This window comes from Streptomyces sp. NPDC012888, from assembly GCF_042900645.1.
Classification (GTDB): Bacteria; Actinomycetota; Actinomycetes; order Streptomycetales; family Streptomycetaceae; genus Streptomyces.
In genome coordinates, this window is the sequence record NZ_JBIBBM010000004.1 from 495314 (window position 1) to 518844 (window position 23531).

The 23531-nt window shown below is 73.9% G+C and carries 23 protein-coding genes; 9 read left to right on the top strand and 14 right to left on the bottom strand.

Annotated features, from left to right (window positions below; translation table 11 throughout):
* Nucleotides 1-67 precede the first annotated feature (67 nt).
* The 9 genes from ACFY61_RS09675 to ACFY61_RS09715 are packed head-to-tail and all read right to left on the bottom strand — an operon-like array spanning nt 68 to nt 7715.
* Nucleotides 68-748 (bottom strand): response regulator, encoded by a 681-nt coding sequence (locus tag ACFY61_RS09675; RefSeq protein WP_389469209.1) that lies wholly within the window; start codon nt 746-748, stop codon nt 68-70.
* Nucleotides 748-1653: a DUF5936 domain-containing protein gene (locus ACFY61_RS09680; RefSeq protein WP_389469212.1), complete on the bottom strand. Its 906-nt coding sequence runs from the start codon at nt 1651-1653 to the stop codon at nt 748-750. Before ACFY61_RS09680 ends, ACFY61_RS09675 begins: the two co-directional genes overlap by 1 nt.
* 4 nt (nt 1654-1657) lie before the next feature.
* Entirely contained in the window at nt 1658-2596 is a 939-nt protein-coding gene (locus tag ACFY61_RS09685; protein WP_389469215.1) for a type II secretion system F family protein, read from the bottom strand.
* The gene (locus ACFY61_RS09690; RefSeq protein ID WP_389469217.1) at nt 2593-3936 is read right to left on the bottom strand and encodes a CpaF family protein; all 1344 of its coding nucleotides are present in this window, start codon (nt 3934-3936) and stop codon (nt 2593-2595) included. Before ACFY61_RS09690 ends, ACFY61_RS09685 begins: the two co-directional genes overlap by 4 nt.
* A gap of 11 nt (nt 3937-3947) precedes the next feature.
* On the bottom strand, nt 3948-4457 hold the full coding sequence (locus tag ACFY61_RS09695; RefSeq protein WP_389469219.1) for a TadE/TadG family type IV pilus assembly protein: 510 nt from the start codon (nt 4455-4457) through the stop codon (nt 3948-3950).
* Nucleotides 4454-4825, bottom strand: a complete 372-nt coding sequence (locus ACFY61_RS09700) for a TadE/TadG family type IV pilus assembly protein (protein WP_389469221.1) — start codon at nt 4823-4825, stop codon at nt 4454-4456. The genes ACFY61_RS09695 and ACFY61_RS09700 overlap by 4 nt, the downstream gene beginning before the upstream one ends.
* A gap of 3 nt (nt 4826-4828) precedes the next feature.
* Nucleotides 4829-6124, bottom strand: a complete 1296-nt coding sequence (locus tag ACFY61_RS09705; RefSeq protein WP_389469224.1) for a CpaE family protein — start codon at nt 6122-6124, stop codon at nt 4829-4831.
* Nucleotides 6125-6132: 8 nt separating this feature from the next.
* On the bottom strand, nt 6133-6843 hold the full coding sequence (locus ACFY61_RS09710) for a Flp pilus assembly protein CpaB (protein ID WP_389469226.1): 711 nt from the start codon (nt 6841-6843) through the stop codon (nt 6133-6135).
* A 38-nt stretch (nt 6844-6881) separates the two neighbouring features.
* Nucleotides 6882-7715, bottom strand: a complete 834-nt coding sequence (locus ACFY61_RS09715; RefSeq protein ID WP_389469228.1) for a hypothetical protein — start codon at nt 7713-7715, stop codon at nt 6882-6884.
* Nucleotides 7716-8112: 397 nt separating this feature from the next.
* On the opposite strand from ACFY61_RS09715, the gene ACFY61_RS09720 reads away from it, so the two are divergent.
* Both ACFY61_RS09720 and ACFY61_RS09725 read left to right on the top strand, forming a co-directional pair.
* Nucleotides 8113-9810 carry a chitinase gene (locus ACFY61_RS09720; RefSeq protein ID WP_389469230.1) on the top strand — a complete coding sequence of 566 codons (1698 nt, stop codon included), beginning with the start codon at nt 8113-8115 and terminating at the stop codon, nt 9808-9810.
* A 117-nt stretch (nt 9811-9927) separates the two neighbouring features.
* Complete coding sequence (locus tag ACFY61_RS09725; protein WP_389469233.1) at nt 9928-11268, top strand: M14 family metallopeptidase; 1341 nt, start codon at nt 9928-9930, stop codon at nt 11266-11268.
* A gap of 108 nt (nt 11269-11376) precedes the next feature.
* Here the strand turns inward: ACFY61_RS09725 and ACFY61_RS09730 are convergent, their stop codons facing one another.
* Nucleotides 11377-11796, bottom strand: coding sequence for a RidA family protein (locus ACFY61_RS09730; protein WP_389469236.1), 420 nt, complete (start codon nt 11794-11796; stop codon nt 11377-11379).
* On the bottom strand, nt 11793-12539 hold the full coding sequence (locus ACFY61_RS09735) for an IclR family transcriptional regulator (RefSeq protein ID WP_389469239.1): 747 nt from the start codon (nt 12537-12539) through the stop codon (nt 11793-11795). Before ACFY61_RS09735 ends, ACFY61_RS09730 begins: the two co-directional genes overlap by 4 nt.
* Before the next feature lie 146 nt (nt 12540-12685).
* Here ACFY61_RS09735 and ACFY61_RS09740 point away from each other — a divergent pair, with 146 nt between their 5' ends.
* The 3 genes from ACFY61_RS09740 to ACFY61_RS09750 are packed head-to-tail and all read left to right on the top strand — an operon-like array spanning nt 12686 to nt 16586.
* On the top strand, nt 12686-13972 hold the full coding sequence (locus ACFY61_RS09740) for an alanine racemase (RefSeq protein ID WP_389469241.1): 1287 nt from the start codon (nt 12686-12688) through the stop codon (nt 13970-13972).
* Nucleotides 13973-13981: 9 nt separating this feature from the next.
* A complete protein-coding gene (locus ACFY61_RS09745) occupies nt 13982-15547 on the top strand; it encodes an amidohydrolase family protein (RefSeq protein ID WP_389469244.1) in 1566 nt (521 codons plus the stop codon).
* A 28-nt stretch (nt 15548-15575) separates the two neighbouring features.
* Nucleotides 15576-16586, top strand: coding sequence for a YdcF family protein (locus ACFY61_RS09750; protein ID WP_389469246.1), 1011 nt, complete (start codon nt 15576-15578; stop codon nt 16584-16586).
* Between the two features lie 84 nt (nt 16587-16670).
* Here the strand turns inward: ACFY61_RS09750 and ACFY61_RS09755 are convergent, their stop codons facing one another.
* The gene (locus ACFY61_RS09755) at nt 16671-18032 is read right to left on the bottom strand and encodes a carbohydrate-binding protein (RefSeq protein ID WP_389469249.1); all 1362 of its coding nucleotides are present in this window, start codon (nt 18030-18032) and stop codon (nt 16671-16673) included.
* Nucleotides 18033-18234: 202 nt separating this feature from the next.
* On the opposite strand from ACFY61_RS09755, the gene ACFY61_RS09760 reads away from it, so the two are divergent.
* Nucleotides 18235-18429 (top strand): hypothetical protein, encoded by a 195-nt coding sequence (locus ACFY61_RS09760; RefSeq protein ID WP_389469252.1) that lies wholly within the window; start codon nt 18235-18237, stop codon nt 18427-18429.
* Between the two features lie 547 nt (nt 18430-18976).
* Here ACFY61_RS09760 and ACFY61_RS09765 read toward each other — a convergent pair.
* Together ACFY61_RS09765 and ACFY61_RS09770 are read right to left on the bottom strand one after the other, a co-directional pair.
* On the bottom strand, nt 18977-19894 hold the full coding sequence (locus ACFY61_RS09765) for a LysR family transcriptional regulator (protein ID WP_389469255.1): 918 nt from the start codon (nt 19892-19894) through the stop codon (nt 18977-18979).
* 71 nt (nt 19895-19965) lie between these two features.
* On the bottom strand, nt 19966-20952 hold the full coding sequence (locus ACFY61_RS09770) for a GlxA family transcriptional regulator (RefSeq protein ID WP_389469258.1): 987 nt from the start codon (nt 20950-20952) through the stop codon (nt 19966-19968).
* Between the two features lie 71 nt (nt 20953-21023).
* On the opposite strand from ACFY61_RS09770, the gene ACFY61_RS09775 reads away from it, so the two are divergent.
* The 3 genes from ACFY61_RS09775 to ACFY61_RS09785 all read left to right on the top strand — a co-directional run bounded on the left by ACFY61_RS09775 (nt 21024) and on the right by ACFY61_RS09785 (nt 23268).
* On the top strand, nt 21024-22034 hold the full coding sequence (locus tag ACFY61_RS09775; protein ID WP_389469260.1) for an NADP-dependent oxidoreductase: 1011 nt from the start codon (nt 21024-21026) through the stop codon (nt 22032-22034).
* Nucleotides 22031-22699 carry an alpha/beta fold hydrolase gene (locus tag ACFY61_RS09780; protein ID WP_389469262.1) on the top strand — a complete coding sequence of 223 codons (669 nt, stop codon included), beginning with the start codon at nt 22031-22033 and terminating at the stop codon, nt 22697-22699. Before ACFY61_RS09775 ends, ACFY61_RS09780 begins: the two co-directional genes overlap by 4 nt.
* A gap of 113 nt (nt 22700-22812) precedes the next feature.
* Nucleotides 22813-23268, top strand: a complete 456-nt coding sequence (locus ACFY61_RS09785; RefSeq protein WP_389469265.1) for a nitroreductase/quinone reductase family protein — start codon at nt 22813-22815, stop codon at nt 23266-23268.
* The last annotated feature ends 263 nt before the right edge of the window (nt 23269-23531 follow it).

The following is a 23531-nucleotide window of genomic DNA, read 5'->3' on the forward strand; positions in this document are numbered from 1 at the left end:
GTACGTAACCGCACCCGCGCCTGCAAAGGGTCCTGGGGCCCAACTGCGGGCCCAGCCGCGGTGGGGGTCAGCCATGGCCTGGTACCCCCGGGCGGATCGTTCCCAGCCACCTCGCGATCGCCTCGCTGCGGCTCGCGCTCTGGAGCTTGGCGAAGATGCGGTTGATGTGGTTCTTGACCGTCTTCTCGCTGATGAAGCAGGTCGCCGCGATCTGCTGGTTGCTCATCCCGGACGCGATCAGATCCATTACCTCCACCTCCCGCGAACTCAGGCCGTACACCGCGTGGTTGGTAGTACGCTCCGTAGACTGTGCCACAATCCGTTGCGCTTGCGAAGAGGTCCTCAGCTCCGCCAGCAGGGCCGCCGCCGCCGTCGGCGTGAAGTGGGGGCGGCCGGCGCGGACGTCGCGGATCGCGCGGGCCAGGCCGGACGGCGTGAACTCGCCGTGGACCAGGTAGCCGTTCGCGCCCAGGAGCAGCGATTCGCGGACGACGTCCGGGTCGCGGTCCGAGGTCAGCATCAGGACCGCCGCCAGCTGCACCAGGTGCGGGAGCGCGGAGATGCCGTCCACCCCCGGCATGCGGGCGTCCAGCAGGACCACGTCCGGCCGGTGGCGCCGGGTCAGGGAGAGCGCGTCGCCGCCGTTCTCCGCCTGGCCGACGACCTGGAGGTCGTCGTGGGCGGACAGGAGCGCCGTGAGGCCCGCCCGGACCACCGGGTCGTCGTCGGCGATGAGCACCCGGATCATCAGCGGCCTCCGATCAGCGCGCCGAAGTCGATGTCCGCCCCGTACACGAATCCGCCGAGGAGGAGGATCAGCGTGCCGGGGAGCATGAAGGTGGTGACGACGAACGTCGCCTTCGGGACGGCGCGGGCGGCGCGCCGCCGCGCGTTCTGCGCGTCCGTGCGGCGCATGTCCTCCGCGATCGCGACGAGGGTGTCCACGATCGGCGACCCGAGTTCCTCGCCCTGCTGGAGGGCGGTGACGAACTGGGCGACCTGCTCGCTGTCGTTGCGCCGCCTCAGGTCGTCGAAGGCCTGGCGGCGGCTGACGCCCATGTCCATCTGCTGGAGGGTGATCCGGATCTCGTCGGACCAGGGGCCGTCGTAGCGGCCGGCGACCCGTTCCAGGGCCTGCCGGAAGCCGAGGCCCGCGCTGACCACGACCGCGAGGACGTCGAGGAAGTCGGGCAGGGTCCGCTCGATGTGGTCGCGGCGCATCCGGACCGCCGACCAGAGGCCCGCCTCGATCCAGAACAGGCCGAACGCGACCATCACCAGGGCGAGGAGCAGCTGGCCGTTGAGGAGGGTGGCGAAGGCGCCCGCCGCGCCGAGCAGGCCGTACACCGCGCGGCGGGCCGCGTAGCGGTCGATGGTCAGGCCCGCCGGGTTGCCGGCCCGGTCGATCTGGAGGCGTTTGGCCGCGACCCGCTTGGGGCCCATCAGCCGGAGCACGAGCGGCGCCCAGCGGATGCCCATGCGGTCGACGAGCGAGCCGACGGCGGTGGTACGGGTGGAGCCGACCTCCAGGGCGAGGGCGAGGTCGGTCGGGAGCTTGGCGTCGGCCCGGTAGAGGCGGATGCCGTGGAAGACGCCCAGTACGGACAGGGCCAGGGCGAGGGCGAGGAGCAGGCCGGCGGTCGCAGTGGTCATCGGCTCACACCTCGATCTTCGACAGGCGGCGGATGGCGACGAAGCCGAGGGCGAAGAGGCCCAGGGCCACCAGGACGGCGACCTGGCCGATGAAGCCGCCGGTCATCCGGGCCAGTGCGCCCGGCATCATCGCGTCGACCATGAGCAGCGAGCCGAGGCCTATGAAGGGCATCAGGTAGGCGGTGACGGTGACCTGGGACAGCTGGGTGCGGACCTCGCGCCGGGTCTCCTTGCGCTGCTCCAGGGTGACGGTCAGGTTGCGCAGGCTGCCGACGATGGCGCCGCCCGCGCGGGCCGAGAGGACCAGGGTGGAGACGAGGACGGAGAGCTCGCGGGAGGGCAGGCGGTCGGCGAGTTCGCCGAGGGACTCCTCGATGGAGTGGCCGAGGGCGAGGCGGTGGGTGACCCGGCCGAGTTCCTCGCCGGCCGGCGCGTCGAGCTCCTCGGCCGCTATCCCGATGGCGGTGCGCAGGGCCAGTCCGGCCTGGGTGGCGTTGGCGAGGATGCGGGCGAGGTCGGGCAGCTGGTTGATGAAACGTTCCGTACGGCGGGCCCGCTGCCAGTTGAGGAAGGCGTTCGCCGACCAGAGGCCGGTCAGGCCGGCGACCGGGCCGAAGAACGGGGCGAGGAGCGCGGCGGCGACCAGCCAGAGCGCGGCCACGGCCGCCGTCATGTACGCGAAGAACTCGCCGGGGGTGAGGTCGAGCCCGGTGGTGGCCAGCTTGAGTTCGATGCGGCGGCCCAGGGCCGTACGGCGCAGCCGGCGGTCCAGGGTGCGGAAGCGGCGCCGGCGGCCGGCCGGCTCGGGCTCGCCGGAGGCGGAGAGGCGTTCCAGCAGCGCGGCGCGCTGGGAGCGGCCGCCGGCGTAGGAGTGCAGGCCGAGGACGAGCAGCGCGCAGGCCAGCAGGGTGGCGGCGAGGGTGAGGAGTACGGGGGTGGTCACAGGGCGATCCGGGTGGTGAGTTGGTCCTCGGTGGCGGCGACCCCGAAGGCCTGTGGGATCGGCTGGTTGTGCATGTAGAGGCGTTCGGCGACGCGGCGGGGCAGGGGGAAGTGCTCGAAGTGGCCGTGGACGCGGCCGTCGCCGCTCATTGGCTGGGCGGCGAACCGGCAGACGGTGGTGATCCGGAAGGGTTCGCGGCCGTGCGAGTCGAGGATGGCGATCTCGGTGATGCGGCGGGAGCCGTCGCCGAAGCGGGTGAGCTGGACGACGACGTTGACGGCGGAGTTGATCTGGTCCTGGAGGGCCTCGAAGGGGACCTCGACCTCCGACATGGAGGCGAGGGTCTGCAGGCGCATCAGGGCGTCCTCGGCGCTGTTGGCGTGGACGGTGGCGAGGGAGCCGTCGTGGCCGGTGGACATGGCCTGGAGCATGTCGAGGGTCTCACCGCCGCGGACCTCGCCGACGATGATCCGGTCGGGGCGCATGCGGAGGCTGTTGCGGACGAGGTCGCGGATGGTGATGCGGCCCTTGCCCTCGACGTTGGCGGGGCGGGATTCGAGGCGGATGACGTGGCTCTGCTGGAGCTGGAGCTCGGCGGAGTCCTCGATGGTGATGATGCGTTCGCCCTCCGGGATCAGGCCGGAGAGGGAGTTGAGCAGGGTCGTCTTGCCGGTGCCGGTGGCGCCGGAGACGATCACGTTCATCTTGGCCTGGACGAGGCCCGAGAGCAGCAGGAGCATCTGCTCGTCGAGGGAACCGAGGGCGATCAGCTCGGGGAGGGTGAAGGCGCGGGGGAAACGGCGGATGGTGAGGGTGGCGCCGGTGAGCGAGAGCGGCGGGATGATGACGTTGACGCGTTCCCCGGAGGGGAGGCGGGCGTCGACCATGGGGTTGGCCTCGTCCACGCGGCGGTTGACGGTGGAGACGATGCGCTCGATGGTCTGCATGAGCTGCTCGTGGCTGGCGAAGCGGAGCGGGAGCTGTTCGACGCGGCCGGCGCGCTCGACGTAGATGTGGTCGGGGCCGTTGACCATGATCTCGGAGATGGAGGGGTCTTCGAGGAGCGGTTCGAGGACGCCCAGGCCGAGGGCTTCGTCGACGACCCGGCGGATCAGCTGGGCGCGTTCGGCGGTGGAGAGGACGGGGCCCTCGCGGCTGATGATGTGACCGAGTACGCGCTCCAGGCGGGCGCGGCGTTCGGCGGGCGCGAGGGAGGACATCTCGGCGAGGTCGATCTCCTCCAGGAGTTTGGCGCGGTAGGAGGAGACGACGCGGCCGTCCTCGCCGGGGCGGGGGTTGTGGCGGTCGTCGGGGGTGGCGACCCGGGAGCGCAGGCTCATGTGTCTAGGTCCTAGGTCCTCGGGGGGTTGGGGTCGCGGGGCATGGTGGCGGTGCGGACGCGTTGGTCCCAGGCCATGCCGGGGATGACCGACTCGACCTGGATGGTCACGGTGGCGGTGACGGCGTCGGCGCCGACGCTCACGCGGACGTCGGTGGCCGGGCGGAGGCTCGGCTTGACCGCGGACTGACCGGCCTCGGCGCCGTGGCCGGCGGGGTCGGAGGGGGCGCGGGCGGCGGTGCGGGCGGCGGTGCGGGCGGCGGTCTCGGCCTGCTGCTCCACGTAGGAGATCCAGCCGAGTTGGATGCCGGCGAGGGCGATGAGGAGGAGTACGGGGAGGAAGCCGAGGTATTCGAGCGCGGCTTGGCCCCGGTCGGCGGGGGGTCGCGCGGCCCCGGCGGTGCCGCCGCCGTACGGGCAGGCTCCGCCCGGGCGCGCAGGGCTCCGCCCCGCACCCCGCGCCTCGAACGCCGGCGGGGCTGGAGGGGGTGCCGTGGGGCGCGGTGGGGTCGGGGGCGTCACGGGAGTTCCTCTTCCATCGGGGCGGCGGCTTCGCCGGAGATGGTCAGGGCGGTGTTGAAGCCGGGGAAGAACGCGGGGACCTCGAGGGACACCGAGACCTGGTAGAGGCCGCGGGCGGGTGGGGCCGGGCAGCTGGGGCTGGGCTTCCAGGCCGCCGTGACGTGTTCCCGGGCGGCTGCCTCGCAGGCGCCGGCGCTGCGGGTGACGGCGCCCGCGCGGGCCGCCTCGTCCGCCGCGTTGCCGGCCAGGGCGAAGCCGTACCCGATCAGGGCGCACTCCCACACCGCCGCGACGAGCAGCAGGATGAACGGCAGCACGCCGAGGAACTCGAAGCTCGCCTGGCCGCGGTCGCGCTCCGCCCTGGCCATCGTTCAGGCCTCCCGGGACACGCGGCGGCGCCAGGCCGCCACCGGGCCGGTGGCGCGGACGGCCAGGCCGGTGCCCGGCGGGGTGGTGGCGCCGGGGTCCGCCGCCGCGGGGCGGAGGAGGTCCAGTTCGGCGGCGAGGGTCCACAGGGCCTGCTTGACGGCGGACTTGTTGTCGAGGTCCTGGAGGCGGCCGGCGTCCACGACCGGCTGGAGCTCCTTGTAGGCCGCCGGGACCGGGGTGCGGGTCGGGCGGGCCTTGGTGATCTTCTCGATGAGGGAGGGCTGGATCTCGGTGTGCTTGGTCCAGCGGTTGACCACCACCTCTGTGTCCTCGGGCTTGCGGACCTGGAGGCGTTCCCACATCCCCACCATGCGCTTGGCGGCCCGCACGGCGATGACGTCGGGCGTGGTCACGAGGACCGCGGTGTCGGCGAGTTCGACGGTGGCGGCACCGGCGCCGGAGAGCTGGGTGCCGCAGTCGGCGACGATCAGCTCGTACCGGTGGCGGAGGGCGGCGATCACCAGCCGGGCGGTGCGTTCGTCGACCTCCTCGCCGCGTTCGCCCTCGGCGGGGGCGAGGAGCAGGGCGAGGCCGGTGGGGTGTTCGTACATGGCGTCGCCGAGGACCCGGGGCGAGACGTCGTGGATGCCGGTGAGGTCGGCGATGGAGCGGCGGAACTGCACGTCGAGGTAGGAGCCGACGTCGCCGGCCTGGAGGTCCATGTCGATCAGGGCGACGCGGCGGCCGGCCGCGGTCGCGGCGAGGGCGAACTGGACCGCGCAGAGGGTGGTGCCGACGCCGCCCTTGGCTCCGGTGACGGTGACCAGGCGGCCGCTGCCCGGGCCGTCCGGGGTGCCGGACCCGGCCCCGCCGCCCCCGCCGCCGCCCATGTGGCGGCGTACGCCGGTGGCCCACTGGGCGGCGCCCTGGACGCGGGCGGCGAGTTCCTCGTACGAGACGGGGAGGCCGACCAGGCCGCGGGCGCCGGCGTCCATGGCGGCGGAGAACAGGGCGGGTCCGGCGTCGGAGCTGACCAGGACCACGGCCACCGCGGGGAAGCGGAGGGCGATCTCGCGGATCAGGTCGAGGGCGGGCAGCGGGCCGATCCGCTCGTGGACGAGGACGACCTCGGGGAGGGCGTCGACCGACTGGGCGGCGTGCCGGGCGAGGGTGTCGAGGAGGGTGGTGGAGTCGGGCGCGGGTGCGGCCGGGTCGACGGCGGGGAGCTGGCCGACGAGGGTGACGATGGCGCGGGCGGCCTCGGGCTCGCCGGACGCGGGGAGGATGCGGGTGGTCATGGCCGGCCTCACTTGTCCCCGTTGAGGGTGTACCAGCGGTCGTTGGGGGCGGGCACGGGCGCGTCGGTGCCGGGCGGTACGAGGGCGAGGCGGACGTGCTCGGCGAAGGACTCGGCGTGGGCGACGCGCTGGACGTCCTTGCCGGCCAGGGCGAAGGTGATGGGGACGGCTTCGATGGTGCCGGTGGTCTTGCGGTCGCCGGACTTCTCCACGGGGGTCAGCCGGCCCACATCGATCACCCGGGCGTTGGAGACGAGGGTGACGGCGGTGTCGGGGTCGGTGTCCCGCTTGCCCTTGTAGGTGGCGATGATGTTGACCTTGTCGCCGGAGTGGATCTTCCCGGCGACACCGGTGGAGGCGTCGATCATGATGGCGACCTCCTGTTCGCCGGCCTGGAGCTTCGGCCGGTCCGCGTACATGCCGGCCTGGAGGAGGGAGCCCTTCCTGAGGGCGGTGACGGCGATCTTGCCCTGGACGGTGCCGAGGTCGGTGACGGCGGTGGCGGGGCGCCACCGCTCGGGGATCCTGACCTCCTCGAACTTCGCCGCGTCGAGGGGCGTGTAGGGGTTTATGTCGTTCTTGACCCGGTAGGCCACGACCTCGGGCCCGACCTTGGAGTTGACGTCGCCGATCACGGCGAGGACTCCGCCGAGGGCACCGAGTGCGCACAGGACCGAGAGGATCAGGAGGATGACGCCGCGGCGCTGGCGTGAGTTCATGGGCCGGGGACCTCGTCGTTCGTGGGTCAGGATCTGGGTCAGGATCTGGAGAGAGCCGGGATCGGGGTGGCGCAGAAGCCGCAGCGGTCGCCGATGAGTTCGAGGCCGCACCACCGGCACTCCTCGCGGCGGACGGACGCGACCAGCTGGTAGAGGACGCCGGTGTCGGGGATGGCGGCGGCGAACTCGATCAGCTTGGGGGTGGCCCACCAGGCGGGCGAGGCCGCGGGCAGCGGGTTCTCCAGCACGCCCTGGACCTGCCAGGCCGGCGCCAGCGCGTCGGCCGGCCAGTCGCCGGCGAGCTGGCCGCGGGCGAAGGTGAGGTGGGTGGCGAACTCGGGGCCGCGCGGGAGTTCCGCTCCGGGTCCGAGCTTCACCAGGTGCGGCGTCGGGTTGGCGAGTACGGCGAACTGGGCGCTGGGCGCCCAGGAGCGGGCGTGGGCCTTCAGGTCCACGGGTACCCGGTCGAGCTTGGCGACGGTGCCGAGGACCGCGCCGGCGTAGATGTAGTGGGTGAGCAGACGGGCGGCCGAGGCGATGACGCCGGGGCTGAAGTCGCAGACGGTGAGCTGGCGGAGCTGACGGGCCAGCAGGGCGGCGCCGAGCGGCGGCAGGTCCGTGCGGAGGAGCGCGATCCGGTCGGATTCGAGGATGGCGCGCACGGTGTGCAGCCGGCGGGCGGCGGGGGCGGGCAGCCAGGAGGGGACGAGGACCAGCAGGTGGCCGTGGCGCTCCAGCAGTGCGGTGGTCTCGGCGAGCGCCTGTTCGAGGTCCTGCCGGTCGGGCGGGTGCAGCACGGCGGCCGCCGGGGTGTGCCGGTCGGGAGCGGGCAGCACCAGGTCGGCGCTGGTGACAGCGATGGCGGTCGGCACGCGAATCCCCCCGTTCCCCTGCGCGCCACGAGGTCCTCCGCCGGCTTCCGCCGGCGGCCCCCGGACCGTCGCGCACGCGCGCGCATGCTGCGCGACCGCAAACGATCGGCGCACTTCCCTCCTGCCTCAGCACCTTATCCGCGTACCCGCGGACAGGGCAGGGCCTTGCCGATTCCCGCCCGAGCAGGACTTGTCGCAGGTGGCGGGAAACCCGGACAACCGGGAAGCGCGGGCCGATCGTTTCCGGCCAGATTGCAAAGACCCTTGACAGACGCATTGGTCTGGACCAGCTTGTGACCAACCGAGCGGCGGGCGACCCCACTTGCCCGCCCACCACCTGAACACTCCTGCGATTCCCACCGCGCGACTCCTCCACCCCTCCCCCCACGGAGCCCTCGTGAACCGCACCCCTCGCATACGGACGCTCGCCCTGCTGGGCGCCGCCACCCTCACCGCCACCGGCCTCACCGCCCTCGCCACGGGCACCGCCCAGGCCGCCGACGTGAACAACGCCCGCAACGGCGGCTTCGAATCCGGCCTCGCCGACTGGAGCTGCACCGGCGGCACCGGCAGCGCCGTCGCCTCTCCGGTGTACGCCGGCGCCGGAGCCCTCCGGGCCGCCCCGGCGGGCCAGGACAACGCCCGCTGCAGCCAGACGGTCAAGGTCCGGCCGAACTCCACGTACACGCTCAGCGCGCAGGTCCAGGGCAGCTACGTCTACCTGGGCGCGACGGGCACCGGCACCCAGGACGCGTCCACCTGGACCCCCGGCTCGGGCGGCGGCTGGCAGAAGCTGTCGACCACCTTCAGCACCGGCGCGAACACCACCGAGGTCACGGTGTACACCCACGGCTGGTACGGCCAGCCCGCCTTCCACGTCGACGAGTTCAGCGTCTTCGGCCCGGACGGCGGCGGCACCGGCCCCGGCCCGTCCGTCCCCGGCGCGCCCGCCGGACTCGCGGTTTCCGGCCAGTCGCAGACGGAGCTCACCCTTTCGTGGAACGCGGCCGGCACGGCGGCCGGATACCACCTCTACCGGGACGGCGTACGGGTCGCCACGGTCACCGGGACCAGCCACCGGCTCACCGGGCTCACCCCCGCCACCTCCTACTCCCTCCAGGTGAGCGCGTACAACCAGGCGGGTGAGGGTCCTCGTTCGGCCCCCGTCACCGGCACCACCACCGGCAGCGGCCCGGGCCCGAACCCCGGCGTCCCCCGGCACGCGGTCACCGGCTACTGGCAGAACTTCGACAACGGCGCCACCGTCCAGCGGCTCGCGGACGTGCAGGACCAGTACGACATCATCGCGGTCTCCTTCGCCGACGCCACCGCCACGCCGGGGGCCATCACCTTCAACCTGGACTCGGCCGGTCTCGGCGGCTACTCGGTGGCCCAGTTCAAGGCGGACGTCGCCGCGAAGAAGGCGGCCGGGAAGTCGGTCATCCTGTCCGTCGGCGGGGAGAAGGGGACCATCACGGTCAACGACTCCGCCTCGGCGGAGAACCTCGCGACCTCGGCGTACGCGCTGATGCGGGAGTACGGGTTCGACGGGATCGACATCGACCTGGAGAACGGGCTGAACGCCACCTACATGACCCAGGCGCTGCGATCGCTGTCGGCCAAGGCGGGCCCCTCCCTCGTCATCACGATGGCCCCGCAGACCATCGACATGCAGTCGCCGTCGAACGCCTACTTCAGGACGGCGCTGAACATCAAGGACATCCTCACCGTCGTCAACATGCAGTACTACAACAGCGGATCGATGCTCGGCTGCGACGGCAAGGTCTACTCCCAGGGCTCGGTGGACTTCCTCACCGCGCTGGCCTGCATCCAGCTGGAGGGCGGCCTGGACGCCTCCCAGGTGGGCCTGGGCCTGCCCGCCTCCCCCAGCGGCGCCGGCAGCGGGTACGTCCCGCCCACCGTGGTCAACAACGCCCTGGACTGCCTGGCGCGCGGCACGAACTGCGGTTCCTTCAAGCCCTCGAAGACCTATCCGGCCCTCCGCGGGGCGATGACCTGGTCGACGAACTGGGACGCGAAGGCGGGCAACGCCTGGTCCAATGCGGTGGGTCCGAAGGTGCACGGTCTGCCGTAGCCGGATATCGGGCATGTGTGGGGTTGGCCGGTTTCGCCTGCTTGACCGGCTCATGTCAAGAGCGCACGCTGTGCGCGTCCGCACGGCTACCCCCACACTCCCCACCCAGGAGATCGCATGCGGCTACACAAACGCCGACGGTCCGTCGTCACCGCGGCACTGCTGGCCCTGGCCCTCGGCGCGCCGGCCTACGGGATGAGCGCCACCGCCTCGGCCCCGCCGTCGCCGTCCACCGCCACCCAGGACGAGGCCGTCGCCCAGTACCGGATCCACGGGCCGTCCACCGCGGCCGACCGCACCGCCCTGCTGGGAACCGGCGTCTCGATCGACGAGGTCGACGACCACACCGTGGTGGTCAGCGCCGACACCATGCAGGCCAAACGGCTGAAGGCGCTCGGCTACAAGCTGGAGGCGCTCGCCGGCCCGCCCGACCGGTCCCTCCCCGGCATCGCCGCGACCCCGATGGACTTCCCCTCGGCCGACTCGAAGTACCACAACTACGCCGAGATGAGCGCCGAGATCGACCAGCGGATCGCCCAGTACCCGAACATCATGAGCAAGCGGGTGATCGGAAAGTCCTACCAGGGCCGCGACCTGGTCGCCATCAAGATCAGCGACAACGTGGGGACGGACGAGGCCGAGCCCGAGGTCCTCTTCACCCACCACCAGCACGCCCGCGAGCACCTGACCGTCGAGATGGCGCTGTACCTCCTGCGCGAGTTCGGCGAGGACTACGGGACCGACTCCCGCATCACCAACATGGTCAACAACCGCGAGATCTGGATCATCCCGGACCTCAACCCGGACGGCGGCGAGTACGACATCGCCACCGGCTCCTACCGCTCCTGGCGCAAGAACCGCCAGCCCAACGCGGGCTCCTCCTACGTCGGCACCGACGAGAACCGCAACTGGGCCTACAAGTGGGGCTGCTGCGGCGGCTCCAGCAGCAGCAGGAGCTCCGAGACCTACCGCGGGCCGGCCGCCGAGTCCACGCCCGAGGTGAAGGCGGTCTCCGACTTCGTCCGCAGCCGGGTGGTCGGCGGCAAGCAGCAGATCAGGGCCGCGATCGACTTCCACACCTACAGCGAGCTCGTGCTGTGGCCCTACGGCTACACCTACAACGACACCGCTCCCGGCCTGACCGCCGACGACCTCGGCGCGTTCAAGGCGGTCGGCCAGAAGATGGCCGCCAGCAACGGCTACACCGCCGAGCAGTCGAGCGACCTGTACATCACGGACGGGACGATCGACGACTGGCTGTGGGGCAGCCAGAAGATCTTCGGCTACACGTTCGAGATGTACCCGGCGAGCTCGGGCGGCGGCGGCTTCTACCCGCCCGACGAGGTCATCGAACGGGAGACCAGCCGCAACCGGGACGCGGTGCTCCAGCTGCTGGAGAACGCGGACTGCATGTACCGCTCCATCGGCAAGGAGGCGCAGTACTGCACCGGGGCCTGACGGCCGCGTAGGTGCCGGCCGGGCGCGGCCGATCCCGGCCCCGCCCGGTCACGGCGACGCCCGGCACCAGGGGGCGCCCCTCCACCAGGGGGCGCCCCCTTCGGCGCGTCAGTGGTCCAGGACGGCGAGGGCGTCGATCTCGACGAGGAGGCCGGCGGGGAGGCCGACGTACACGGTCGTGCGGGCGGCCGGCGCCTCCTTCAGGCCCTGGGCGTCGAAGTAGGCGTCGTAGAGCTCGTTCATCTCGGCGAAGTGGGCGGTGTCGGTGAGGTAGACGCGGATCATGATCACGTCGTCCCAGCCCGCGCCGCCCGCCTCCAGGACGCCGCGGACGTTCTCCAGGGTCTGGAGGGTCTGCTCGCGCAGGGTGGGGCCGGCCGGGGTCGGCGGCCGCCCTTCGACGTGCGGCAGGAAGCCGACCTGGCCGGCGACCTGGAGCAGGTTGCCCTTGCGGACCCCGTGCGAGAAACGGGCCGGCGCTTTGGTGTGGCCGGCCGGGGTGACGGCCTGCTTCGGCGTCGCGGTCATACGGTCCCTCCTGAGTAGTCCTGGCTTATGGCCCCGGCGGTACGGAGGACCTCCGGGAGCAGGGCGAGCAGTCCGTCCGCGCCGACGACCACGGTGGGCGCCGACACCGACAGGGCCGCCACCACCCGGCCGCCGGGCCCGCGCACCGGCGCGCCGACGCAGTTGACGGACTCCTCGTGACCGCCGAAGTCCGTGGCCCAGCCCTGCTCGCGCACGGCGGCCAGCTCGGCGAGGAACGCGGCGGCGTCCGGGGTGGAGCGGGCGGTGTAGCGGGGGTACTCGATCCGCCCGGCGAGCGCGCGGCGCTCGCTCTCGTCGAGGTCGGCGAGGAGCACCTTGGCGACGGCGGCGACCGTGAGGGGGACGGGGCGTCCGATGCGGGAGTACATGCGGACGGGGTAGCGGCTGTCGACCTTGTCGACGTAGACGACCTCGTCGTCCTGGTGCAGGGCCAGGTGGACGGTGTGGCCCGTGAGGGCGCCCAGGGCGGCGAGGTGGGGGTGGGCGACGCCGCGGATGTCGAGGTGCTCCAGGGCTTCCGCGGCGAGCGCGAAGAGGCGGGCTCCGAGGCGGTAGCGGCCGTCCTGCTGGCGGTAGACGTAGCCGTGGGTACGGAGCGTGCGGAGGAGGCGGAGGGCGGTGCTCTTGTGGGTGCCGAGCGCCTCCGCGACGTCGCCGAGGCCCTTGGCGCCCTCCGCGAGCAGCGGCAGCACGGCCAGCGCCCGCTCCACGCTCTGGCTCACGACCTGCTCCTCTCCGGCCCCGGTGGGTCAGCGGCGGAACCGGCCCGGGGGGGCGGGGCGTTGACCGGTGTCCGGGCGGATGTTAGACAGCACGTGGCGGCATCCGCAACGACCGTTGCACATCATGCAACACGGAGGTACAGGACATGGCCAGCGAAGCGATCCGGCGGCTCGCCGACGAGCCCCTCGACCACCGTTTCAAGGGCCTGCCCCCGGACGCCGAGACCGCCGGCCTCACCGCCGGCCAACTCGCCGCGCAGCGCCGCGACCTCTACACCGGCGGTTTCACCACCCCCGTGCTGACCCTGGACGCCGACGCCCTCGACCACAACCTCCGCGCCCTCGCCGCGTTCTGCGAGCGCCACGACCTGGCCTTCGCGCCGCACGGCAAGACCTGCATGGCCCCCCAGCTGTTCCGGCGTCAGCTGGAGCTGGGTGCCTGGGGGATCACCGTGGCCATGCCCCACCAGGCGCGCGTCTGCCGCGCGTTCGGCGTGGACCGGATCTTCCTGGCCAACGAGCTGGTCGACGCCCCCGCGCTGCACTGGGTCGCCGACCAGCTCGCCGCCGACCCCGCCTTCCGGTTCGTCTGCTACGTGGACTCCGTGCGCGGCGTGGAGCTGATGGACGCCGCCCTCGCCGGACGCCCCGGCTCGCGCGTCGACGTGGTGATCGAGCTCGGCGCCGGCGCCGAGGGCCGCACGGGGGTGCGGACCGAGGAGGAGTGCCGGACCCTCGCCGGCGCCGTGGCCGCCGCCGCCCACCTGCGCCTGGTCGGCGTCGCCGGTTACGAGGCCACCATGCCCGGAGCCGACGCCGGCACGGTCCGCGCCTGGCTGCGCCGGCTCGTCTCCCTCGCCGCCGACCTCGACAAGGACGGCCTGTTCGCCGGGCTGGGCCCGGACGAGGAGATCGTCGTCAGCGCCGGCGGGAGCGAGTGGTTCGACGCGGTCGCCGAGGTGTTCGCCGAGGTGCCCGTGCTCTCCCGCCCGGTGCTGCGGCTGCTGCGCTCCGGCGCGTACGTGTCCCACGACCACGGCTGGTACTCCGGCCTGACCCCGTTCAACCGCATCCCCGAGGAGGGCGGCCTGCGGCCCGCCTTCCGGCTGTGGACCCAGGTGGTCTCCCGCCCGCACCCCGGCCAGGCCTTCGTCAACGCCGGCAAGCGGGACATCGCGTACGACCTGGGCCTGCCCGAGGTGCTCGCGGTGCGCGGCGCCGACGGGACCGAGCGGCCGGGCGACGGGATCCGCGTCACCAAGCTGTCCGACCAGCACGCCTGGCTGGAGACGGCCCCGCAGGCCCGGGTCGAGGTCGGCGACTGGGTGGCCCTGGGCATGGCCCACCCCTGCACGATCTTCGAGAAGTGGCCGATGATCCCGCTCGTCGAGGCGGACGGCACCGTCGGCGGGCTCGTCCGCACCTTCTTCTAGCGGCCGGTCGTGGACCTGGTCATCCGCGGGGCCCGGGTCGTCGACGGCGGCGGCGGGCCCTCGTACACCGCCGACGTCGGCGTCCACGAGGGCCGGATCGTGGCGATCGGCCGCCTCCGCTCCGGCGGGCGCGAGACCGTCGACGCCCACGGCCTGGCCCTCGCCCCCGGCTTCGTGGACATGCACGCGCACAGCGACCTCGCACTGCTCCGCGATCCGGACCACAGCGCCAAGGCCGGGCAGGGGATCACCCTGGAGGTCCTCGGCCAGGACGGGCTGTCGTACGCGCCGGCCGGCGGACGGACCCTCGACCAGGTGCGGGCGGCCATCGCCGGCTGGAACGGCGACGGCGACGACGTCCCGGACCTGGGCTGGCGGACCGTCGGCGCGTACCTGGACCGGCTCGACCGCGGCATCGCCGTCAACGCCGCCTACCTGGTGCCCCAGGGCACCGTCCGCGCCGCCGTCGTCGGCTGGACGGACCGCCCGGCGACCCCGGCCGAGCTGGACCGGATGCGGGCCCAGGTCGCGGAGGGCCTGGCGCAGGGGGCGGTCGGGATGTCCTCCGGGCTCACCTACACCGCGGGCATGTACGCCGACGGCACCGAACTGACCGAGCTGTGCCGCGTGGTGGCCTCGTACGGCGGCTACTACTGCCCGCACCACCGCTCGTACGGGCGAGCCGCGCTGGAGGCGTACGCCGAGATGGTCGAGCTGGCGGGCACGGCCGGCTGCGCGCTGCACCTGGCGCACGCCACCATGAACTTCCCCGAGAACCGCGGACGGGCCGGCGAGCTGCTGGACCTGCTGGACGCGGCCCTGGCCGCCGGCGCCGACATCAGCCTCGACACGTACCCGTACACGGCGGGCTGCACCACGCTGGTGGCGCTGCTGCCGGGTTGGGCCAACGAGGGCGGCCCGGCGGCGGTCCTGCAGCGGCTGGCCGACCCCGTCGCGGCGGAGCGGATCCGCCACGCGATGGAGGTGACGGGGTCGGACGGCTGCCACGGCGTGCCCGTGGACTGGTCGGCCGTCGAGGTGTCCGGGACGCGCGACCCCTCGCTGGCCGGGCTCTGGGTGGGGCGGCGGCTGGACGGCTGGGACTCGGCCCGGCGGCTGCTGCTGGCGGACCGGCTGGGCACGGCGGTCCTCCAGCACGTCGGCCACGAGGAGAACGTCCGCGCGATCATGCGGCACCCGGTGCACACCGGCGGTTCGGACGGCATCCTGCAGGGCGCCAAACCGCACCCGCGGGCGTACGGCACGTTCCCCCACTACCTGGGGCACTACGTACGGGAGGCGGGGGTGCTGGGCCTGGAGGAGTGCGTGGCGCACCTGGCGGGCCGGCCGGCGAAGCGGCTGCGGCTGCCGGACCGGGGGCTGGTCCGCGAGGGCTTCCGGGCGGACCTGGTGCTGTTCGACCCGGAGACGGTGGCGGCGGGTGCGACGTACGCGGAGCCGCGGCGGCCGCCGGCCGGTATCCCGCACGTGCTGGTGGACGGTCGTTTCGTCATGCGGGACGGGCGCAGGACCGACGTCCTGGCGGGGTGCTCGGTCCGCCGTTCGCCCGTGTGATCATCCGGCCGCGCATACGATGATCCGCATGCTCGCATTCGCCCCGGCTGCCCTGTTCTTCCTGTGTTTCTGCGTGAGCGTGCGGGAGGACCGGCGCCGGTTCCGCAACGCGGTGCTGCTGGGTCTGACCTGCGTCAGCGTGGTGCCGGCGCTGCTGGGGCAGCTGCGGCACGCGCCGGACTGGCTGGCGCTGACGGTGGCCGTGCTGCTGTTCGTGGGGCCCGCGGTGGGGCTGCTGGTGCTGGGCGGGCTGCTGATGGCCAACGGCGTGACGATGATGCGCAAGGAGGGCCGGCGGCCCGCGAACCTGCTGTCGGGGATGGCCGGCCTGGCCGTCTACGTCATGGTGGCGCTGCTGCTGATGGTGCCCTACGAGGGCAACTCGCCGTGGTTCGACGCGGGGGTGCTGGCCCTGCTGCTGCTCTCGCTGTACGTGTCCTTCGTGTTCCTGTGCTTCCTCGGCTACGGCTTCCTGTACGGCCGGAGCCGGGTCCGCGGGGACGTGGACTTCGTGGTGGTGCTCGGCTCGGGGCTGATCGGCGGGGAGCGGGTGCCCCCGCTGCTGGCGTCCCGGCTGGAGAAGGCGCGGCGGATCCACGCGGCGCAGCTGGCGCGCGGCGGTCCGGCGCCGGCGCTGCTGGTGTCCGGCGGGCAGGGGCCGGACGAGCGGGTCCCGGAGGCGCGGGCGATGGCGGACTGGCTGATCGGGCGGGGGGTGCCGGCGGGGCAGGTCCGGCTGGAGGACCGCTCGCGCACGACCACGGAGAACATGGAGTTCAGCCGGGAGGTGATGGCTGCGGAGCGGCCGGACTACCGGTGCGTGGTGGTCACCAACGACTTCCACGCGTTCCGCGCGGCGATGACCGCGCGGCGGGCCGGGGTGAACGGGCAGGTGCTGGGTTCGCCGACGGCCCGCTACTTCCTGCCGAGCGCGCTGATCCGCGAGTTCGTCGCGGTGTTCTGGGAGTACCGGGGGACCAACCTGACGATCTGCGCGGTGCTGGCCGCGCTGGGGGCGGCCGCGGGGCTGGGGCTCTGAGCGGGGCGCGCGCCGGGGGTGGGGCTGCGCGGTGCGCCGGGGCGGGCGCCCCTCCGCGGCGCCCGCCCCGGTCCGTTCCCTCCGCTACAGGCGCTGCCAGAGGGCCGGGACGTTCGGCGGCTCCCAGCCGGTCTGGGCCTGGTGGCCCTGGATGCAGCGGTAGCTCGCACCGCCGTGGGTGACGGTGTCACCGGCCTGGTAGACGGCACCGGCCTTCCAGGTGCCACCGGGCTCCGGCTCCGGCTCGGGGTCGGGGTCGCCCCCACCGCCGGTGGTCTTCAGCGTCAGCCCGTACGTCTGGAGGATCGGGTTGAGCGGCTGGAAGAAGGTGGTGCCGCCGCTGGAGCAGTTGCCGGAGCCGCCGGAGGTCACTCCCTGGGCCTGGGTGCCGGAGATGTAGGAGCCGCCGGAGTCCCCCGGCTCGGCGCAGACCGTCGTACGGGTCACGCCGGAGATGGTGCCCTCGGGGTAGGTGACGCTGGTGTTGTGCTGCTGGACGGTCCCGCAGTGCCAGCCGGTGGTGGAGCCGGACCGGCACACCGAGGACCCGACGGGCTGCAGCACGGAGCCGGTGACCTGGACGTTCGCACCCCCGGCGCCCTTGACGTAGGGGGTGGCCGTCCACTGGGCGTTCGCCGCGACCCAGGCCATGTCGCTGCCCGGGAAGACGGACCCCTGGAAGGTGCCCTGGGCCACCCGGTTGAAGCCGCTGGTGGTGGTGCCGGTGCGGCCGCAGTGCCCGGCGGTGGCGAAGCCGTGGGTGGTGCCTTTGGTCACGGGGAAGCCGACGGAGCAGCGGCCGCTGCCGTTCATGTAGTACGCGTCGCCGCCGCGCAGGTCGTAGAGCGGGCGCGGGGCCTGTGCGGCCGGGACGACGCGGACCCGGGCCGGGTCGGTGCCGGTGGCCTCGACCAGGGCCCGCCCGGCGCCGGGGACGGTCTCCTCGACGACGACCGCGTTGCTGCGGGGATCCGTGTAGCGGACCGGGGTGGCGGCGGTGGCGGCCCGGTCGAGTACGGCCCGTACGGCGTCCAGCCCGGCCAGGGAGTGCGCGACCAGCCGGGGCCGGGCCCCGGCGGCCCGTATCGCGGCGGTGTCCGCGGGGCGGGTGGTGGCGACGGTCAGGGTGGCGGAGTCGGGCCCGTCCACCCAGGCCCCGGCGAAACCGGCGCCGAGGTCGAGGCGGAGCCGGCCGGCGGTGGCCCCCGCCCCGGCCTCGTTGGCGAGGCGGGTCCGGGCCTGGGCGGCGGTCAGGCCCAGGTCGCGCTGGAGGGCGGCGAGCAGCTCGGGCTGCGCCTCGGCGGTGCGGAGGGCCCGCGCGGCGGGGGCCGCGGAATCGGCGGTGGCGGAGGCGGCGGAGGTGGCGGAGGTGGCCGGGGCGCCGGCGATCAGCAGGCCGGCGGCGGCCAGGGCGGTACACGCCGCGCGGACGTGTCGCTTGGGCATGGGGGATCTCCTCGGTTCCAGGAGGCTGCGGTGGGGGTCTGCGGAAACCGTAGGGAGCCCAAGAGGTGCGCGGGAGCTGCCAGTTGGCCCCTCCCCCGGCGTTATGGGCGGGGCGGGGACGGCGCGGGGGCGGCGCCGAGGTGCGTTCATGCGCGCGGGGCCGGAGGATGGGGGTCCGGGGGGTATTCGAGGGAGGTACGAGATGACCGGTGAATCGGATCAGCAGCCCGAGGAGATCCGCCGCCCGCAGCGCCTGTACACGGGCGGCGAGCGGCCGTACGACCCCGAGGACCTGGTGATGGCGACGGGCGCCGACCCGACTCCGGAGCGGGTGGAGAAGGCCCGGAAGCTGATCGAGAAGGAGGGGCCGAACGTAATCGAGCGGTTCCTTCCCTGACGGCCGGCACCACTGGTCCCCCGGACCCCGGGACGGGACGGTCGCCCCGGGATCCGGGCCCCACCCCGGCTGAGCGGCGCCCAGGCACGCGGGACTCCGCCCCGCACCCTCCCCCAGACTCCGTCCGGGGCCCCACGCCCCAAACGCCGGCAGGCTGAAAATGCCGCCCCGGCACCGGGCCCCGCCCGCCCGGCGGAATCGCCGCGCAGCGGTATTCCAAGCCCGAGCGGCGATTGAGCGGGCCCCGGCAGAGCCAAGCCCCACAACCAACGCTCCGCCCCACCACACGGGGGCTCCGCCCCGAACCCCGCTCCTCAAACGCCGGAGGGGCTGAAGATGTCGCCCCCGCACCGAGCCGCAGACCGGACCGCCCGCCCGGCGGAATCGCCGCGCAGCGGCATTCCAAGCCCGAGCGGCGATTGAGCGGGCACCGGCGGAGCCGAGGCCGCGCAGCCAGCGCCACCCCCCCCCCCCGCGGCTCGACGCCGGCGCGGCTGGAGGTGCCGCCAAGCCCTGGCGGGGGCCGGAGGCGCCGCCCCGGCGGCGGTCAGGTCGCCGGGCTCGCCGCGCGGGCCAGCGCTTCGGTGTGGGCCGCGCGCGCGTGTTCCAGGACCGCCGCCGCCCGCCCCGCGGCCCCCGCGGCCGGGTGCCAGCCCAGCAGGTGCCGCCACACCAGCGGGGTCCCGGCCAGCGGCCGGGTGACCAGCCCCGGGGTGGCCGGGAACGTGGCCCGGCACAGCCCCACCGCCCGCCCCACCTGCACCAGGTGCACGCAGGACGCGGTGTCCGTCTCGTACACGCACAGCGGCGCGAACCCGGCCCGCACGCACGCCGCCGCGAAGCAGTCCCCGAAGCAGCCGTCGCCCGGCACGTCCGTCCAGGCCTCCGCCGCGAGCTCCGCGAGCCCGACCTCCCGCCGCCCGGCGAGCGGGTGGTCCGCCGCGAGCATCACGTACACCGGGTCCCGGGCCACCTCCAGCCAGGCCAGCCGCCCCGGCTCCGGCGGTGCGCTCTCGCCGCACACCCCGATCAGCGCGAAGTCGAGCCGCCCCTCGGCCACGCCGCCGGCGATCTCCCGCTCCGACCACGACGTGTGCGTCGTGACCGGCACCCCCGGCTCGGCCCGGGCGATCCGGTCGACCAGCCCGCCGAGCAGCGGCCCGTGGGTCCCGCCGAGCCGGTAGCCGCCGGCGCCCGCGCGGGCGAACCGCACCGCCTCCTCCTGCAGTTCGCAGAGGGCGGGCAGCACCACCCGCGCCCGGTCCAGGACCAGTTCCCCCAGCGCCGTCGCCCGCACCCCGTCCCGGCCGCGCCGGAACAGCTCGCCGCCCAGCGCCCGTTCGATCCGCTTGAGCTGCGCGCTGAGCGCGGGCTGGGCGAGCCCGAGCGCGGTGGCCGCGCGCGTCAGGCTGCCGGCCTCGGCGATGGCCCTGACCGTCTTGAGGTGCCTCAACTCCAAGTCCATGAGCCGAGCTTCGGACGCGACGGCCGCCACGACAAGACATAGGTCCAGACCAAAGGCCGAGGATCACCGGCCTAGTCGGGCCTCGCGCGGAACGTCCGCCGGTAGGCCAGGGGCGACACCCCGATCGCCGCCGCGAGGTGCCTGCGCAGCGACGCCCCCGTCCCGAGCCCCGCCTCCGCCGCGACGCGGTCCACGGGCAGGTCGGTTACCTCCAGCAGCCGCCGCGCGTGCTCGATCCGCTGCCGGGTCAGCCACTGCCCCGGGGTCATCCCCACCTCGTCGCGGAACCGCCGCGAGAACGTGCGTACGCTCATCCCCGCGTGCCGCGCGAGCTCGGCCAGCGCGATGGGCCCGCCGAGCCGGCCCAGCGCCCACTCGCGCGTCGCCGCCGTACCGGCCCGCGACGCTTCCGGCACCGGCCGCTCGACGAACTGCGCCTGCCCGCCCTCCCGCCACGGCGGCACCACGCACAGCCGGGCCACCCGGTTGGCGACCTCGCTGCCGTGGTCGCGCCGGACCAGGTGCAGGCAGAGGTCGACGCCCGCCGCCACCCCGGCCGCCGTCAGCACCTGCCCGCCGTCCGTGAACAGCACGTCCGCGTCGACCCGCACCTGCGGGAAGGCGCGCTGGAAGTGCTCGGCCTCGTTCCAGTGGGTGGTGGCCCGGCGGCCGTCGAGGAGCCCGGCCGCGGCCAGTACGTACGAGGCCGTGCACATCGACACGATCCGCGCCCCGGCCGGCAGCCGGCGCAGCGCGGCCGCCAGGTCGGCCGGCAGCCAGTCCCGCTCCCCGGAGTCGGCGGACGGCCCGCACGTGAACGGCGGGATGACGAGCGTGTCGGCGCCGGCCACGGCCTCCGCGCCGTGCTCGACGCTCACGCCGAAGTCGGCACTGGTACGCACCGGACGCCCGTCGAGACTGCACGTGACCACCTCGTACAGGGGCTCGCCGCCCGCCCCCTCGGCCGTGCCGAAGATCCGCACCGGAATGCTCATCTCGAACGGGTACACGCCCTCCAGCGCGAGCACCACGACCCGGTGCGCTCCACTCCCACCCATGGCCAGATCTTTTCACATCGTGTCAGTCCGGCCACTCGTGAAGCGAGTTCACCGCCAGCACCCTTGATCACATGAAGACGGCAACGAAGTCGCAGACGCAGACGCAGACCATGCTCGCGGTCACCCAGCGGACCCTCGGCGGCCCGGACGTGCTGGAGCTGAGCACCACCGCCCGACCCGAGCCCGGCCCCGCCGAGGTCCTGGTACGCATCCACGCCGCCTCGGTCAACCCCACCGACGTCTGGCACCGCGCCACCGGCGGCCTGGCCGGCGCCGACGCCCCGCCCGTACCGCTCGGCTGGGACCTCTCCGGCACCGTCGAGGCCGTCGGGATCGGCGTCACGCTGTTCGAGCCGGGCGACGAGGTGTTCGGCATGCCCCGCCACCCCGCCCCGGCCGGCACCCACGCCGAGTACGCCACCTCCCCCGCCCGCCACCTGGTCCACAAGCCGGCCGGCCTCACGCACACCGAGGCCGCGGCGCTCCCGCTGGCGGCCCTGACCGCCTGGCAGGCCCTCGTGGACACCGCCGGGATCCGGCCCGGCATGCGGGTGCTGGTCCACGCGGCGGCCGGCGGGGTCGGACACCTGGCCGTCCAGATCGCCAAGGCCCGGGGCGCGCACGTGACCGGCACGGCGAGCGCCGCCAAGCACGGCTTCCTGCGCGACCTCGGCGCCCACGAGGTCGTCGACTACCGCACGACCGACTTCGAGACGGCCGCCACCGGCATCGACATCGTCCTCGACACCATCGGCGGGGAGTACGGGCCGCGCTCCCTGCGCACCCTGCGCCCCGGCGGCATCGTGGTCTCCCTCGCCTCCCCGGCCGAGGCGGCCCTCGCCGAGGAGGCACGCGCGCTCGGCGTCCGTGCCGCGTTCATGGCCGTCGAGGCCGACCGCGCCGGCATGCTGGCCGTCGCGGAACTCGCCGCCTCCGGCGCCCTGCGGCCGCACGTCGCGACCGTGCTGCCGCTGTCCCGGGTCGCCGAGGCCCACGAGCTGTCGGCGTCCGGCCGGACCTCCGGAAAGATCGTCCTGACCACCGACGCGGATGCCGCCGACCACAGGAGCCCGCGCGCATGACCACGTACGTACTCGTCCCCGGCGCCTGGCACGGCGCCTGGGTCTACCAGCGGCTCGCCCGCGAGCTGCGCACCGCCGGCCACGAGGTCCACGCGGTCACCCTCACCGGCGTGGGCGACCGCCGCCACCTGCTCACCCCCTCCGTCAACCTCGACACCCACATAGCCGACGTGGTCAACCTGATCACCGACGAGCAGATCGGCGACGCGGTACTCGTCGGCCACAGCTACGGCGGCATGGTCGTCACCGCCGTGGCAGACCGCCTCCCCGAGCGCGTCCGGGGTCTGGTGTACGTCGACGCGATGGTCCCGGACGACGGCGACTCCGTCTGGTCCCTGGTCACCGACAACGAACGCGCCTGGTACCTGAACGGCACCGGGGACACGGGTTTCACCAGCGCCCCGCTGCCCTTCTTCGACCCGCGCGCCACACCGCACCCGCTGGCCACGCTGCTCCAGGCGGTGCGCCTGGAGGGTGACCTGAGCCGCTTCCCCCACAAGTCGTACGTGTACGCCACCGGCTGGCCGACCCCGTCACCGTTCACGGAGCTGTACGAGCGGCTCGCCCGCACCCCGGGCTGGCGCACCCACGCCGTGGACTCCGGCCACAACGTGATGCGGGACGCCCCCGAGGAACTGCTGGCGGTCCTGCTCCACCACGCCTGACCGTTCGGACATACAAACCGATAACCGCCGCATATGGGGAGCATTGGCGTTACTCCGGACGACCCCTCTCGTTAACCGCGCAACCCGCTCAAGCACGGAGAGGCAGGCCGCACATGCCCGAGGTCGACGTCGACTGGGACCACCCGACCGACCCCAAACCCGGCTGGACGCTGGACCACGTACGCGAGTACGTGGACACCGCCGGAGCGGGCGGCCACATCTGGCGCGGCGTACCCACCCTGCTCCTCACCACCATCGGCCGCACCACCGGCCGCACCCACCGCACCCCGCTGATCTACGGCGTGGACCCCGACACCGACCGCCTCGTGGTCGTCGCCTCCGCCGGCGGCGCGCCCGAGCACCCCTCCTGGTACCGCAACCTGGACGCCGACCCGGAGGTCCGCGTCCAGGTGGGCCCGGCCGTCTCCCATGCCAAGGCCCGCACGGCGCTCCCGGAGGAGCGGGAAGCGTTCTGGGGCCTGATGACCGGCCTCTGGCCCGCGTACGACGACTACCAGTCGGCCACCACCCGCGAGATCCCCCTGGTCTTCCTGGACCGGTGCGCGTAAAGCGGGGCGGGGGCGGCGGGGTCCACCCGGGCGGGGCGCGGACCGCGAGCGGGACAAGGGCGGGTGGGGCCACGCGACCGGACCGCGCATACGGGCGGAGGTGGGGTGGCCGGGCCCACCGGACCGGAGCGTGAACGCGGGGCGGGGGTGGGGGCGGCTGGGCCCACTGGACCGGGGGCGTTGGTTGCGTCGGGGTGGTTGCCCGTCCGTCCCATCGTCCTTCCGGGGCCGTCCGCCCTGTCAAGGGCGCTCCTTCGTCGCGT

Bases quoted from the DNA above. Each gene is read 5' to 3' on its own strand.
- ACFY61_RS09785 (WP_389469265.1), top strand. From the start codon at position 22,813: ATGCCCGAGGTCGACGTCGACTGGGACCACCCGACCGACCCCAAACCC.
- ACFY61_RS09700 (WP_389469221.1), bottom strand. From the start codon at position 4,825: ATGGCCAGGGCGGAGCGCGACCGCGGCCAGGCGAGCTTCGAGTTCCTC.
- ACFY61_RS09750 (WP_389469246.1), top strand. From the start codon at position 15,576: ATGCTCGCATTCGCCCCGGCTGCCCTGTTCTTCCTGTGTTTCTGCGTG.
- ACFY61_RS09725 (WP_389469233.1), top strand. From the start codon at position 9,928: ATGCGGCTACACAAACGCCGACGGTCCGTCGTCACCGCGGCACTGCTG.
- ACFY61_RS09755 (WP_389469249.1), bottom strand. From the start codon at position 18,032: ATGCCCAAGCGACACGTCCGCGCGGCGTGTACCGCCCTGGCCGCCGCC.
- ACFY61_RS09710 (WP_389469226.1), bottom strand. From the start codon at position 6,843: ATGAACTCACGCCAGCGCCGCGGCGTCATCCTCCTGATCCTCTCGGTC.
- ACFY61_RS09770 (WP_389469258.1), bottom strand. From the start codon at position 20,952: ATGGGTGGGAGTGGAGCGCACCGGGTCGTGGTGCTCGCGCTGGAGGGC.
- ACFY61_RS09705 (WP_389469224.1), bottom strand. From the start codon at position 6,124: ATGACCACCCGCATCCTCCCCGCGTCCGGCGAGCCCGAGGCCGCCCGC.
- ACFY61_RS09760 (WP_389469252.1), top strand. From the start codon at position 18,235: ATGACCGGTGAATCGGATCAGCAGCCCGAGGAGATCCGCCGCCCGCAG.
- ACFY61_RS09740 (WP_389469241.1), top strand. From the start codon at position 12,686: ATGGCCAGCGAAGCGATCCGGCGGCTCGCCGACGAGCCCCTCGACCAC.
- ACFY61_RS09780 (WP_389469262.1), top strand. From the start codon at position 22,031: ATGACCACGTACGTACTCGTCCCCGGCGCCTGGCACGGCGCCTGGGTC.
- ACFY61_RS09765 (WP_389469255.1), bottom strand. From the start codon at position 19,894: ATGGACTTGGAGTTGAGGCACCTCAAGACGGTCAGGGCCATCGCCGAG.
- ACFY61_RS09690 (WP_389469217.1), bottom strand. From the start codon at position 3,936: ATGAGCCTGCGCTCCCGGGTCGCCACCCCCGACGACCGCCACAACCCC.
- ACFY61_RS09680 (WP_389469212.1), bottom strand. From the start codon at position 1,653: ATGACCACTGCGACCGCCGGCCTGCTCCTCGCCCTCGCCCTGGCCCTG.
- ACFY61_RS09675 (WP_389469209.1), bottom strand. From the start codon at position 748: ATGATCCGGGTGCTCATCGCCGACGACGACCCGGTGGTCCGGGCGGGC.
- ACFY61_RS09730 (WP_389469236.1), bottom strand. From the start codon at position 11,796: ATGACCGCGACGCCGAAGCAGGCCGTCACCCCGGCCGGCCACACCAAA.
- ACFY61_RS09775 (WP_389469260.1), top strand. From the start codon at position 21,024: ATGAAGACGGCAACGAAGTCGCAGACGCAGACGCAGACCATGCTCGCG.